The 11,360-nt window shown below is 69.4% G+C and carries 15 protein-coding genes; 5 read left to right on the top strand and 10 right to left on the bottom strand.

Features of this window, described 5'->3' with window-relative positions; genetic code table 11:
• Nucleotides 1-9: 9 nt before the first annotated feature.
• Genes ACFWW9_RS00070 through ACFWW9_RS00085 form a run of 4 tightly spaced genes read right to left on the bottom strand, consistent with a single transcriptional unit; the run spans nucleotide 10 to nucleotide 1,812 of the window.
• Nucleotides 10-450 carry a DUF4383 domain-containing protein gene (locus ACFWW9_RS00070; protein WP_390370146.1) on the bottom strand — a complete coding sequence of 147 codons (441 nt, stop codon included), beginning with the start codon at nucleotides 448-450 and terminating at the stop codon, nucleotides 10-12.
• 59 nt (nucleotides 451-509) lie between these two features.
• Complete coding sequence (locus ACFWW9_RS00075; RefSeq protein WP_390370147.1) at nucleotides 510-1,253, bottom strand: SigB/SigF/SigG family RNA polymerase sigma factor; 744 nt, start codon at nucleotides 1,251-1,253, stop codon at nucleotides 510-512.
• Nucleotides 1,250-1,654 (bottom strand): ATP-binding protein, encoded by a 405-nt coding sequence (locus tag ACFWW9_RS00080; protein ID WP_390370148.1) that lies wholly within the window; start codon nucleotides 1,652-1,654, stop codon nucleotides 1,250-1,252. Before ACFWW9_RS00080 ends, ACFWW9_RS00075 begins: the two co-directional genes overlap by 4 nt.
• Nucleotides 1,654-1,812, bottom strand: coding sequence for a hypothetical protein (locus tag ACFWW9_RS00085; protein ID WP_390370149.1), 159 nt, complete (start codon nucleotides 1,810-1,812; stop codon nucleotides 1,654-1,656). Before ACFWW9_RS00085 ends, ACFWW9_RS00080 begins: the two co-directional genes overlap by 1 nt.
• A gap of 324 nt (nucleotides 1,813-2,136) precedes the next feature.
• On the opposite strand from ACFWW9_RS00085, the gene ACFWW9_RS00090 reads away from it, so the two are divergent.
• The 3 genes from ACFWW9_RS00090 (at nucleotide 2,137) to ACFWW9_RS00100 (ending at nucleotide 4,842) form a co-directional block, all read left to right on the top strand.
• Entirely contained in the window at nucleotides 2,137-3,069 is a 933-nt protein-coding gene (locus ACFWW9_RS00090) for a hypothetical protein (protein ID WP_390370150.1), read from the top strand.
• Nucleotides 3,069-3,989, top strand: coding sequence for a hypothetical protein (locus ACFWW9_RS00095; protein WP_390370151.1), 921 nt, complete (start codon nucleotides 3,069-3,071; stop codon nucleotides 3,987-3,989). Before ACFWW9_RS00090 ends, ACFWW9_RS00095 begins: the two co-directional genes overlap by 1 nt.
• A gap of 166 nt (nucleotides 3,990-4,155) precedes the next feature.
• The gene (locus tag ACFWW9_RS00100; protein WP_390370152.1) at nucleotides 4,156-4,842 is read left to right on the top strand and encodes a hypothetical protein; all 687 of its coding nucleotides are present in this window, start codon (nucleotides 4,156-4,158) and stop codon (nucleotides 4,840-4,842) included.
• Between the two features lie 82 nt (nucleotides 4,843-4,924).
• On the opposite strand, the gene ACFWW9_RS00105 is transcribed toward ACFWW9_RS00100, so the two are convergent.
• The 3 genes from ACFWW9_RS00105 to ACFWW9_RS00115 form a co-directional block, all read right to left on the bottom strand.
• Nucleotides 4,925-5,638, bottom strand: a complete 714-nt coding sequence (locus tag ACFWW9_RS00105; RefSeq protein WP_390370153.1) for a hypothetical protein — start codon at nucleotides 5,636-5,638, stop codon at nucleotides 4,925-4,927.
• A gap of 140 nt (nucleotides 5,639-5,778) precedes the next feature.
• Complete coding sequence (locus ACFWW9_RS00110) at nucleotides 5,779-6,756, bottom strand: hypothetical protein (protein ID WP_390370154.1); 978 nt, start codon at nucleotides 6,754-6,756, stop codon at nucleotides 5,779-5,781.
• A 292-nt stretch (nucleotides 6,757-7,048) separates the two neighbouring features.
• Nucleotides 7,049-8,038 carry a PHP domain-containing protein gene (locus ACFWW9_RS00115; protein ID WP_390370155.1) on the bottom strand — a complete coding sequence of 330 codons (990 nt, stop codon included), beginning with the start codon at nucleotides 8,036-8,038 and terminating at the stop codon, nucleotides 7,049-7,051.
• 73 nt (nucleotides 8,039-8,111) lie between these two features.
• Here ACFWW9_RS00115 and ACFWW9_RS00120 point away from each other — a divergent pair, with 73 nt between their 5' ends.
• Nucleotides 8,112-8,942: a class I SAM-dependent methyltransferase gene (locus tag ACFWW9_RS00120; protein WP_390370156.1), complete on the top strand. Its 831-nt coding sequence runs from the start codon at nucleotides 8,112-8,114 to the stop codon at nucleotides 8,940-8,942.
• Nucleotides 8,943-9,045: 103 nt separating this feature from the next.
• On the top strand, nucleotides 9,046-9,687 hold the full coding sequence (locus tag ACFWW9_RS00125) for a TetR/AcrR family transcriptional regulator (protein ID WP_390370157.1): 642 nt from the start codon (nucleotides 9,046-9,048) through the stop codon (nucleotides 9,685-9,687).
• Here the strand turns inward: ACFWW9_RS00125 and ACFWW9_RS00130 are convergent.
• The 3 genes from ACFWW9_RS00130 to ACFWW9_RS00140 all read right to left on the bottom strand — a co-directional run bounded on the left by ACFWW9_RS00130 (nucleotide 9,669) and on the right by ACFWW9_RS00140 (nucleotide 11,286).
• Nucleotides 9,669-9,881, bottom strand: coding sequence for a DUF397 domain-containing protein (locus ACFWW9_RS00130; protein WP_390370158.1), 213 nt, complete (start codon nucleotides 9,879-9,881; stop codon nucleotides 9,669-9,671). The two genes, ACFWW9_RS00125 and ACFWW9_RS00130, sit on opposite strands and share 19 nt — an antisense overlap.
• On the bottom strand, nucleotides 9,799-10,725 hold the full coding sequence (locus ACFWW9_RS00135; protein WP_390370159.1) for a helix-turn-helix domain-containing protein: 927 nt from the start codon (nucleotides 10,723-10,725) through the stop codon (nucleotides 9,799-9,801). Before ACFWW9_RS00135 ends, ACFWW9_RS00130 begins: the two co-directional genes overlap by 83 nt.
• A 102-nt stretch (nucleotides 10,726-10,827) precedes the next feature.
• Entirely contained in the window at nucleotides 10,828-11,286 is a 459-nt protein-coding gene (locus ACFWW9_RS00140; protein ID WP_390370160.1) for an SRPBCC family protein, read from the bottom strand.
• Between the last annotated feature and the right edge of the window lie 74 nt (nucleotides 11,287-11,360).

Genomic DNA, 11,360 nt, shown 5'->3' on the forward strand with positions numbered 1-11,360 from the left:
GAGCGTTGTTCACGCTTCGTGGTGACGGCGGCGGTGGCGGGCGGCCTGCTCGGTCCACGCGCAGCCCTGGGCGATGACGACCGCGGCGAAGCCGATCAGCAGGTGGACGAAACCCATGGCGCTGTTGGCGTTCAGCGGCCCGGTGCCCGCGACCTCGCCGGACGGCGCGCCGATGGCGAAGACGACCAGGTACACCGGCGCCATCAACGCGCCGAAGACGCGGGCCGACCGCGCCCGCCAGCACATCGTCAGGCCGATGACGCCGGTCGCGAGGTAGATGGTGTTCTGCAACGGGTTGACGCGCAGGCCCAGGACGTAGTCCGGCCCCGCGCCGAGGAAGTCGTCGAAGCCGGTGACGGCGAAACCGGCCAGGCCGAAGAGGGCGAGCAGGACGCTGAGCGCCAGAGCCGCGCGTTGCGGCCACGGCAGCGCGGTCAACCGGAGAGCCACCACGGCCACCACCCCAATCGGAGGACGTTCCAGTCCTACCACCAGTGGGGCCCCGGTGCTCACTCTTCTTCCAGCAGATTCCGCAACCTCTCCAGCGACTGGGCCAGCAGTCGCGACACGTGCATCTGCGAGACGCCTACCGTGCCCGCGATCTCGGTCTGCGTCTTGTCCTCGAAGAACCGCAGGATCACGATCCGCCGCTCGCGCTTGGGCAGGCCGCGCAGCATCGGGTTGAGGGCGTGGTGGAGTTCGGCGATCTCCAGCTCGTGGTCGTCCTCCTGGAGCTGGTCGTCCAACTCCTCGTCGGGCAGCTCGTCCAACGACAGCAGGTGGTACGCGCTGGCCGCGTGCAGGCCCTCGAACACCTCCTCGACGCTCACGCCGAGGTAGCGCGCCACCTGGCTCGGCGTCGGGGCGCGGCCGAGGGTCTCGCCGAGGTCGACGCGGGCGGCGTCGATGGCGAGGCACAGCTCCTTGAGCTTGCGCGGCACGCGGACGGTCCAGCACAGGTCGCGGAAGTAGCGGCGGATCTCGCCGGTGATCGTCGGCACGGCGAACGCCAGGAACTCGATGCCGCGCTCGACGTCGAAGCGGTCGACGGCGTGGATCAGCCCGACGGCCGCGACCTGGCGCAGGTCCTCGGCGTTCTCGCCGCGGTCGGCGAACCGGTCGGCGATGTGGTCGGCGACCGGCAGGTGCGAGGTCACGAGGAGGTCCCGCAGCTGCTGGAACCTCGGCCTGCCGGGATCGGTCTCGGCGAGCTCGCGGAACACCGGTTCCATGGTGGGGTACTGGATGATCATCGCAGCGCCGCCTCCCGCCGCCGCAGTTCGATGTGCAGCACGCCGTCGGCGTCGACCATCGTCGACGCGGAGTCGGACAGGGAGCTGATCACGCGCCAGCAGAACGAGGTCGTCTTCGGCACCCACGTGCTGGGCGAGGAGACCTGGGCGCGGAACAGGAGCACGTGGTGCGCCACGGAGAAGTGGCAGGTCAGCCGCGCGCCTTCGGTGGAACGGCGGATGAGCAGCGAACACGCCTCGTCGACGGCCAACACGAGTTCGGCGACGATGTCCGAGTCGAACCCGGCCCGTTCCGCCATGCCCGCGGTGACGATCCTGATGCTGGGGAGGTGAGCGGGCCCCGCGGGCACCCGGACGTCGAAGTCCGCGGTGGTGGCGGGGCCCTGCTCCTGCGAGTCCATCACGCCATGCGCTGTCCGCCGGTCCGCTCGTCGAGTCGGTTGTACTTCACGACGCCGCCGTGCGGGGTTCCGGCCACTGGGTTCCGAGGGGAGCGATCTTGCCCTTGGTGCACGCTCTCCCGGACCCGGACGCCGACCGACTTCGCGATGGTGGTCACAGGAACCTCCCTGGGGATCTCGGTTGCCGTCGACACCGGAGTACCCGTGAACCGCCGCTCTACACATCGGACCGCTCCAGTCCACAAAGGACGGCGTCGGGACGCGTTCCGGCACTTCGGTTTCCCGTCGTGTGGTCGCACCGGTGGAAAAGCGTCGTCCGCTGGGGAGAAATCCCAGGTCAACGGCCTGTATTCGGTGTTCGTGTCGACCGGTTGGTCGGCACACCTCGACGGCGCGTCGATTCGCCGTCCGCCGATCTCGGGGAGCGGTGTCGCACAGGTGGGCGACAGCGCCGGGGCGGGGGTGGCGGGCAAGCTGGGCCGATGGACACGGTGGGGGTGCTCGCGCACCGGGGCGGGCTGCTGGTGGACCGGCCGGAGCTGACCGTCGGGGTGGTGCGGGCGGTCTCCAGGTCGGACGGCCTGGAGGTCGAGCTGATCGCGCGCGTGCCCGTGGACCGGCTCGACTCGTGGGGCGGTCCGAGCGCGGCCCGCCACCTCCTGCCCGCCTACGACGAGGGCCTCGACCTGCGGCTCGGGTGGCTCGACGCGGGAGGTCGGGCGCGGTGGGAGTACCCGACCACCACCGCGTCCGCCACGCACTACCGGTGGCCGCGCAAGCGCTTCCGCTCCCTGCACGTGCTGCCGCCGCTGTTCGACGAGGTGTCGCTGGTGCTGGCGTGGCCGGAGATCGGGTTCCCGGAGACGGTGGTCGCGCTGCCGCTGCCCGGCCGGGCGGAGGTCGAGCGCGACGACGCGCCGCTCTGGACGCCGGGCGGTGGCGTGCCGGTGGTCGACGAGTGGGAACGCCTGCCCGTCGAGGACCTGTCCCCCGAGCAGATCCCCGACGAGGTGCCCGTCGAGACCGGCACGGTCGTCGCGGCCCCGGTGGTGCTCCACGGCTCCGCCGAGGCGACCGTGACGCTCGCCCGCGTGACCGCCGTCGGACCGCTGCTGTCGGTAGCGGTGCTCACCGCCGCCAGGGGCGCGACGGCGGAAGCCGTGAACGTCGCCGCCTTCGCCGCGCACCCGCCGGACGCCGCCCACTGGGACGGCCTGGCCATCGCGGTGGTCCACGGCTCCACCGCGCGCAGGCTGTGGCTGTCGGGAGGGACCCTCAGCGGCGGGTCGGGCGACTTCACGGCCGCCACCGACTTCGTCCTGCCCCGCCCGGACGGCCCGCTGGACCTGCTGGTCTCGTGGCCGGTGGCAGGCCTGTCCGAGGTTCGGGTCCGAGTGGAATTGGAGGTGCCCTGATGGAGACCGTGGGGGTGGTGGCGCACCGGGGCGGGCTGCTGGTGGACCGGCGGGAGTTGACCGTCGGGGTGGTGCGGATGACCTCACGGGTGGACGGCTTGCAGGTCGAGCTGATCGCGCGGGTGCCTCGAGAACTGGCGGGTCCCCCGAGCCTCCCGCACCCGGACCGGGACCGGCTGTCCCCCTACGAAGGGGGTCGCTCCCTGCGGTTCGGGTGGCTCGACGGAGATGGCGGGGTGCGGTGGCAGTACGCGAGCTCCGGCCTGTCGATGACGCTCGCCGAGTGGTCGTACCGGCGCTTCCACTACCTCTACGTCCTGCCGCCGCTGTTCGACGAGGTGACGCTGGTGCTGGCGTGGCCGGAGATCGGGTTCCCGACGACGCCGGTCGTGCTGCCGCTGCCCGGCCGGGCCGAGGTGGAGCGCGACGACTCGCCGCTCTGGGCGCCGGGCATCGGCCTGCCGGACACCGAGGAGCGGGACCGCCTCCTGGCCGAGCCGCTGCCCGACGAGGTGCTGATCGAGACGGGCACCGTCGTGGCGGCACCGGTGGTGCTGCACGGGTCGGCCGAGGCGGTCGTGGTGCTGAGCCGCGTGACGGCGGTCGGTGCGCTGCTGGCGCTGGAGGTGCACACCTTCGCCAGGGGCGCGGCGGAGGCCGCCGTGCGCGCACTGGACCTCGCCTCGCCGGACGGCACCCGCGGCTTCGACCACTACGGGGATCTCGCGGTGGTGGCCGTGATCAGCGGCTCCACCGCGCGGTGGCTGCGTCCGTGCGGAGGAGTGGTGTTCGTGAAGACGCCCGGTTTCAGCAGCTACGCCGAACACTTCGTGCCCCGTCCGGACGGTCCGCTGGACCTGCTGGTCTCGTGGCCGGTGGTGGGTTTGTCGGAGGTGCGGGTCCGAGTGGACGTGCCCTGATGGAGACCGTGGGGGTGCTCGCCCACCAGGGTGGGCTGCTGGTGGACCGGGCGGACGTGACCGTCGGGGTGGTGCGGGCGGTGTCCCGGTCGGGCGGGGTGGAGGTCGAGCTGATCTCGCGGGTGCCGGGGGACCGGGTCGGGCCGTCGGGGAGCCGCGGCGGCTGGTGTACGACGGGGGGATCGACCTGCGGTTCGGGTGGGTCGACGAGGGGCGGGTGCGGTGGGTCGTGCCGGTGCTCGGGGAGACCTGGCTGTACCAGTTCCCCAACGACCACTTCCGGGCCGTGTTCGCGTTGCCGCCGTTGTTCGGCGAGGTGTCGTGGGTGGTGGCGTGGCCGCGGGTCGGGCTTGCCGAGACGGTGGTCGCCGTGGCGTTGCCGGAGCGGGCGGCGGTCGAGCGGGACGACGTGCCGGTGTGGACGGCGGGGAGTGGGACGCCCGTGGTCGGGGAGTTCGAGCGGCGGGACGCCGAGCCCGTCCTCGACCTGGTGGACGTCGAGACCGGTGTTGCCGTCGCGTCGCCCGTGGTGCTGCACGGGTCGGACCGGGCGGTGGTGGTGTTGGCCCGCGTGACGGCCGTGGGGGCGTTGCTGGCGTTGGAGGTGCACAGCCTCACCAAGGACCGGATCGACACGACCTGGCCCACACGACCTCGCGAAGGGGTCGCGGCTGTTGCCGTGGTCGTCGGCTCGGCCGCCGTCACGCCGCACACGCCCTACCTGTCCTCCTCGGGCCTCGCGGGCCGGGCGGAGTACGTCCTGCCCCGCCCGGACGGTCCGCTGGACCTGCTGGTCTCGTGGCCGCGCGCGGGGTTGTCGGAGGTGCGGGTCCGGGTGGAACTCAGGCCCTGATGATTTCCGAAGCACGTGGTCGACCGGCCTGGGTCTTGTCGGACCCAGGCCGGTCGATTTCGACGGTTAGCCGGGTGTTCGCTCAGACACAAGCGGGGATTTCGCCGTTGTGCTCCAACGGCACCGCCGCTCCTCGGTACATCCAGGCGTACTTCGTCGCGGTCGGCTCCGAGACGGAGCGGTCCATCGGCCCTACCGGGTTCCAACGGACTCGCAGCCACCTCGGACCGACGTTGTTGTCGCCGGTGACGTCGGTAGGTGTGTAGTCACTGGTGGCTTCGCAGTCGGCCCAGATGATGTTGTGGTTCGCGGCTGTTCCCTGTCGTTCGGCCTGAACGCGGTTGGTCGTTCTCGCGTACAGGCCGTAGTTCTTCCCGTCGATCACCGTGTCGACCACGACGAAGGGCCAAGGGCCGGAACCCGTGGGAGCCGTTGTCGACCTGGCGGCCAGCGCCTCCTTGAAGGACTTCTCGTCATCGCCCGCCTTGTCGGCTTGGCTCACGAGTTCCTGGAGCTGGACGACGCAACTGCCGTTGTCGGTCACCTGACCACAGCCGCTGTTGCCCTGGATGACGACGTTCCCAGTGCCGCTCTGGTGCACTCCCGGATCAGGAGGGGGAGACGGGCTGCAGGAGACGGCAAGGGTTATGACGGCGACGGTGGTCCCGATCGCCGTGAGAACGAGGATCTTCTTGTTCACGGCCAAACCCTTGATCGTCGCAACGAACGATCGTTCTTCCAACGCGTCGCGGAGGGGAGCGGTGGTCTGGTCGAGGTTTTCTTCTTGCTGGGTCAACGTGCGTCCTTCGGCGGCTTCGATGCTCTGTTCGGGTACTTGCTCACCGCGTTCGGCGGTACAGGGCAACGGTATGTGCGGTTTGTCGCACGGTTGTCGCATGAAGTCCGTCGTCGGCGTTCACCGGCCGTCGGCGGCCTTCACCAGACCCACCGGAATCCGACGACAGCTCGTTCCACGTACTTCAGGTAGCGGTCCACGGTCAGTTCGTCGGTCAGCTCGACGGGTTCTTCTCGAATTATGTTGCTACCGTCCCGGTAGTGTTCCCACTGTGTCCACCACACCTGTGAAGGGATTCGCTTGCGGTGGAACTTCACATGGATGTCCACGCTTTCAATTCGCCCTGTGACGGCTCTGCGGAAATCGGTCTGCGGAGGACTCGTGTACCGGAACCTGCTGGAGAACTTGAATTTGGCCAGCTCGCCGAAGCGCAGTGGCCTGGCGAAGACGATCGGAGCTTCCCAGATCCCGTCCCCCACCTTGGTCACCTCACCCGCGGTCCCTCCCCGGATGACGTTGACACTGATCTGGTCGGTGTCGAACCGGTAAGGGAAGTGGGTGAGGTCGTCCTTCAGAGCACGGATCCGCTGTTCGCTCACGTGGCACGTCGGCGTTCCGTTGCTGCCCAGGTGGTGTTCTTCCACCAGCAGCAGCGTCTCGTGGTGTGGGGGCGGTAGGTGGTCCGGTCTGGCGACGTCGCCGATGACCAACAGCGGGTCGTCGGCGCCGTCGAGGATCATCAGGAGCTGCTCGGCGTGAAGTGCCGAAATGTGGAAAGCCGAGATGAACTCGTCCAGGGTGGTTTTGGTGAGCACCGAGCCCGCGAGCGCTCGGTTCACCTTGTCCTTGAAAAGTCGGGGTTTCTGCTTTCCGGTGAGATACCGCTCGGACCGGTGGATCTGCCGTTCTGTCTCGGTGAGGATTCCCTGGCGTTCGAGGTGGTCGACGTAGGTCGCACGAATGGCTTCCTGGTGCAGCTCGCCGCGGTGAGTAGTGAGATTTCGCTGATGGGCGATTGTTTCCCAGGTGGCGCGATAAGGGGGATTTTTGAGAAGGTAGACGAGGTATCGACTCGCGGCGCCAGCCGGGTTGTACCGGGTGTTGTTCGCGTCGGGCACGACTTGCCTCCACGGAGAGACCAACGCGCGACTTGTTCGATGAAGCGTGAGCCCGAGGAGGGTCGCTGTCAAGCTGAGGTCCCCGGCATGGTGAATGGATTGCGAGAAGTTTCAGGAGGTCCGACGGTATGACGACGGATGAAAGTCAAGGATTGAATCCGCATTTATGCGCAATAGGAGGTGTGCTGGGCGGGCAGTCCGATAGCAGGTTGGGAACGCACCTTTGGGTCCGTGTCGCGCGATGATTGGCCCGACCGTCTCGTTCGGTGTCCATATTGGCGACCAACACGACCTAGCGGGCTAGCAGGTCGGCTGCCGAGCGGGTGTTGATCACGCGGTCGGCGGTGATGGCGTTGGCTTCGGCGCGTTCGCAGCCGTAGACCAGCCAGTCGAGTTGGCCGGGGGCGTGGGCGTCGCTGTCGATCGCGAAGTCGCAGCCCAGGTCGCGGGCCAGGGTCAGGAGGCGGGTGGGTGGGTCGCGGCGTTCGGGGCGGGAGTTGATCTCGACCGCGGTGTTGTTGGCCTGGCAGGCCTGGAAGACGGCCTCGGCGTCGAACGTGGATTCGGGCCTGCCCTTGCCGACGACGAGTCGGCCGGTGCAGTGGCCCAGGACGGTGACGTGCGGGTTCGCCACGGCCGTGAGCAGGCGTTCGGTCATCTCCTGCCTGGCCATGCGGAGCTTGGAGTGGACGCTGGCCACGACGACGTCCACGCGGGACAGCAGCTCGTCGGTCTGGTCGAGGGAGCCGTCGTCGAGGATGTCGACCTCGATGCCCGTGAGGATCAGGAACGGGGCCAGTTCGACGTTCAGCTCGGCCACGACCTCCAGCTGCTTGCGCAGCCGGTCGGCGGTCAGGCCGTGCGCGACGGTCAGCCTGGGGGAGTGGTCGGTCAGCGCCACCCACTCGTGCCCGAGGTCGCGGGCGGCCTCGGCCATCTCGCGGATCGGGCTGCCGCCGTCCGACCAGTCGGAGTGGGTGTGGCAGTCGCCCTTCAACGCCGCGTGCAGCTCGTGGCCGCCGGTCACGGGCGTGGGCGCGTTCACCTTGTCCAGGTACGCGGGTTCGCGGCCCTCCACGGCGTCGACGATCACGCCCGCCGTGGCCTTGCCGATGCCGGGGAGGTCCGTCAACGTGCCCGCGGCGACCCGGCGGTCCAGTTCGCCCGCGGGCAGGCCCGCCACGACGTCCGCGGCGCGGCGGAACGCCCGCACCCGGTAGGTGGGTTCGCCCGCGCGTTCGAGCCGGAACGCGACCTGTCGCAGTGCCCAGAGGGGATCCACGCCCTCTTGTGTACCCGTTCGGCCGCGGTCGTGCGCAACATGCCCGAAACGTACGAGCGGGACAATTGGTCCCGTGAGGCCGCCCGAGGAGCTGGAGTCGTCGATCGCCGAGGCGTTCGACCTGTCGGCGCGCGGCCACGACCGGTTCGCCATCGACCGCTTCCTCGCCATGGGGTCCGTGCTGGTGCAGCGCGCCGGCCTGCGCGAGGGCGAGCACGTGCTGGAGGTCGGCTGCGGCCGGGGGTCGACGCTGCTCGCCGCGCTGGACGTGGTGGGGGAGCGCGGGTCCGTGATGGGCGTGGACCACCGGCCCGGCATGGTCCAGCTCGCCGGGGCACGGGTGCGCGCCCGGCACGCCGCCGGGTCCGACGTCCGGCTCGACGAGGCGGACAAGCCCGACTTCCAGCCCGGCTCGTTCGACGTGGTGCTGGCCAACCTGATGATCTTCCAGCTCACCGACCCCGCCGCCGCGCTGCGGCACTACGCGACCCTGCTGCGGCCCGAGGGGCGGGTCGCGTTCAGCACCGTCGCCGCACCGGACCGCTCGTTCGCCGCCGCGCTCGCGGCGATAGCCCGGTTCGCGCCGAAGCTGAGCGCGCAACGCGGCCCGTTCCGCGGCGAGTCCACGATCCGCGAGTTCCTCGTGGACCACGGGTACGAGCACGTGGAGATCACCGAGGACGTGCTGGAGACCCGGTTCCGCGACGCCGAGCACTGGCTGGAGTGGGTGTGGGCCAACGGTGGCCGCGAACTGCTGGACCGCGTGCCCGCCGAGGCGCTGCCGCTCGCCCGCGCCGCCGCGTTCGACGAGATCGAGGCCGCGCGCTCACCGGAAGGCGACCTCGTGCTCACCACGGCGATCCGCTTCACCGTGGCAGCACCGAAAACCCCCGCGCGCGTCTGAACCCTCCACTCCGTCCGTCTCCTTTGGTCGTGATTGGTCTTCTGAATCGAACGTGCTGGTGAAACCGTTGCCGCGCCGGGACGAGTGGACCAGGATGGCCGCCATGCCCCCACGCACACCGGTGCAGCAGGTCGCGTCCAGACGCAAGCGCAGCAAGGGCGACCTCACCTCGCAGGCCATCCTCGACACCGCGGAGCGGCTGCTGGAATCCCGGTCGCTCGACGAGATCGCCGTCGACGAGCTGACCGCGGGCGCGGGCGTGTCCCGGTCCACGTTCTACTTCCACTTCGAGTCGCGGGAAGCCGTGCTGCACGCGTTGTCGGAGCAGGTGGCCGTCGAACTGCACGAGTGCGCGGCGCTGTGGCTGCGGCGCGGCAGCGAACCGCCGGAGGACGCGATCCGCCGCGCCCTCACCGCGACCGTCGCGCTGTGGCGGCACCACGGCCCGGTGCTGCGCGCCGCGATGCGCGCCCGCGACGTGAACCCGCGCATGCAGGAGTTCTGGTCCGACGTCGCCCGCAGGTTCATCGACTCCGCCGCCGAGCAGATCGAACGCGAACGCGCGGCGGGCGTGGCCCTGCCCGGCCCACCGGACGCGCGCCTGCTGGCGACGGTCCTGGAGAACATGAACGAACAGGCCTGCTTCACCCAGTCGCTGTCCCGCCGCTCCCCGGTAAGGGACCGCAAACTGGTCGACGCCCTGACCCTGATCTGGCTGCGGTCGGTCTACGGCGTCGTGGCGTAGGTCTGGAGGAATTCGGCCCACTGGACCACGGGGAACGCAAGCACCGGCCCGCCCGCGTTCTTGGAGTCCCGCACGGCCACGGCTCGGCCTGGGAAAGCGACTTCGACGCAGCTACTCTCGCCTTCGCCGCTGTAGCTGCTCTTGCGCCAGGTCAGGCCCTTCGACATCGCGGTCCTCTCGACAGTCGTACACATCCGCCCAGTAGGCGAACACCGACCGCGATTGTTCCGCATCCAGGGCCAGTTCTGCGAGTGCCATCTGTTTGCGCTGGTGGACCTCTATCGACTTCTGGTCTTCGGTGAAGACCGTGGCGACGTCGGTCTCGCTGTAGGCGACCGGCTTCATCGACTTGGTGAAGGTCATCAGGTTCGAGGAGTGCATCAGGGCCGAATGGCCTCTGCCCGCAGGGATCACCCGGATGGTCAAGCGGCCCCACTCGCACATGAAGGCGAGCCGCATCATCTGGTCGTGCATGACCTGGTGCTCGCCGATCACTGCGCGCAAGGCGGCTTCGTGGATGTAGAAGGTGGCCTCGGGCGATCTGGGGCCGCTGAGGACTGACTGGCGCTCCAACCGTGCAGCGACCTTGAAGTCGTGTTCATCCGGCAGGTAGATCCCGTCGGGGTTGATGACCGCTCTCGCATAGGCCTGGGTCTGGAGCAGCCCTGGGATGAGGGTTGTCTCGTACACGCACATGGTCAGTGCCGCGCGCTCGTGGATCATCAGGCACAGCAGGTTGTCCGACAGCAGACCGTTGTGCACCCGGAGGAAGTGGCCGATGTCCTGCTCGGACGCGATCCGGTGGATGCGGTCCCTGGTCGCCGGGTCGACCCCGAGTTTGCCCAGCAGGGTGCCGTAGTCCCAGTCGCTGGTGCTGCGCCACCCGTGCTCCAGCTTGCTGAGTTTGCCGGGCGACCACCCCAATTCCTCGGCGACCGTGGTCGCCTTGAGCTTCGCGCGCTTGCGAGCGAGAAGTAGCTCGTGCCCCAGTTCCCTGGTCCGCGCGGTGGTCGGGCGCGGTCGGTGGTCTTCGTCCATGTCATCGAAGTTAGCGACCGGCGAGAGAAAAGACAGTGGTCAGAGCGGGTTTTCACGCCAAAGGATCACCTGGGAGCCGGTCGAGACCGGTGGTCAAGAAATCTACCGCAGCACGTCCGCGAGTCGCACCAGTGAGCGTTCCATGCCCTGGGCGATCTCCTTGCTGCCGAACAGCTTGATCAGCAGCCCGCGCACCGGTGACGCGGGTTGTTGCAGTGATCGCAGCCGGACCAGGGTGCCCTCGCCCGCGGGTTCCAGTTCGACGCGGAACTCGGTGGTCTCGGCGAACCTCGGGGCTGGCCTGCCGTCCAGGCGTTCGGCGATGTGCCGCCACGCCACCACGAGCGGCCTGCGGTACTCGATGACCTCCTGGTCGACCTCGGACCGGCGCTTGCCCCACCGGCTGTACAGCCTGCGCCGCTGGCCGCACCCGCTGCCCGAGATGACCTCGGCGCTTTCCGCGAAGCTGAGCCATTCCGGGGCCCGCTCGGTTCGCGACACGAGGTGCCACACGCGTTCCGGGGACGCGTCCACGCGTCCGCTGCGCACGACTTCGATCACCGGCCTCACCGCCTCGCGCCCATGGTAGGTGCCCGTAGGGTGGAAGTGCCCGTCAGCGCCGCGGGGAAGGGGTT

Origin of the sequence: Umezawaea sp. NPDC059074, assembly GCF_042738955.1 — a bacterium.
Lineage (GTDB): Bacteria > Actinomycetota > Actinomycetes > Mycobacteriales > Pseudonocardiaceae > Umezawaea.

What these genes read in the sequence shown, in the direction of transcription:
- ACFWW9_RS00125 (WP_390370157.1), top strand. Translation starts at nt 9,046, where the DNA reads ATGCCCCCACGCACACCGGTGCAGCAGGTCGCGTCCAGACGCAAGCGC.
- ACFWW9_RS00135 (WP_390370159.1), bottom strand. Translation starts at nt 10,725, where the DNA reads ATGGACGAAGACCACCGACCGCGCCCGACCACCGCGCGGACCAGGGAA.
- ACFWW9_RS00095 (WP_390370151.1), top strand. Translation starts at nt 3,069, where the DNA reads ATGGAGACCGTGGGGGTGGTGGCGCACCGGGGCGGGCTGCTGGTGGAC.
- ACFWW9_RS00075 (WP_390370147.1), bottom strand. Translation starts at nt 1,253, where the DNA reads ATGATCATCCAGTACCCCACCATGGAACCGGTGTTCCGCGAGCTCGCC.
- ACFWW9_RS00090 (WP_390370150.1), top strand. Translation starts at nt 2,137, where the DNA reads ATGGACACGGTGGGGGTGCTCGCGCACCGGGGCGGGCTGCTGGTGGAC.
- ACFWW9_RS00080 (WP_390370148.1), bottom strand. Translation starts at nt 1,654, where the DNA reads ATGGACTCGCAGGAGCAGGGCCCCGCCACCACCGCGGACTTCGACGTC.
- ACFWW9_RS00130 (WP_390370158.1), bottom strand. Translation starts at nt 9,881, where the DNA reads ATGTGTACGACTGTCGAGAGGACCGCGATGTCGAAGGGCCTGACCTGG.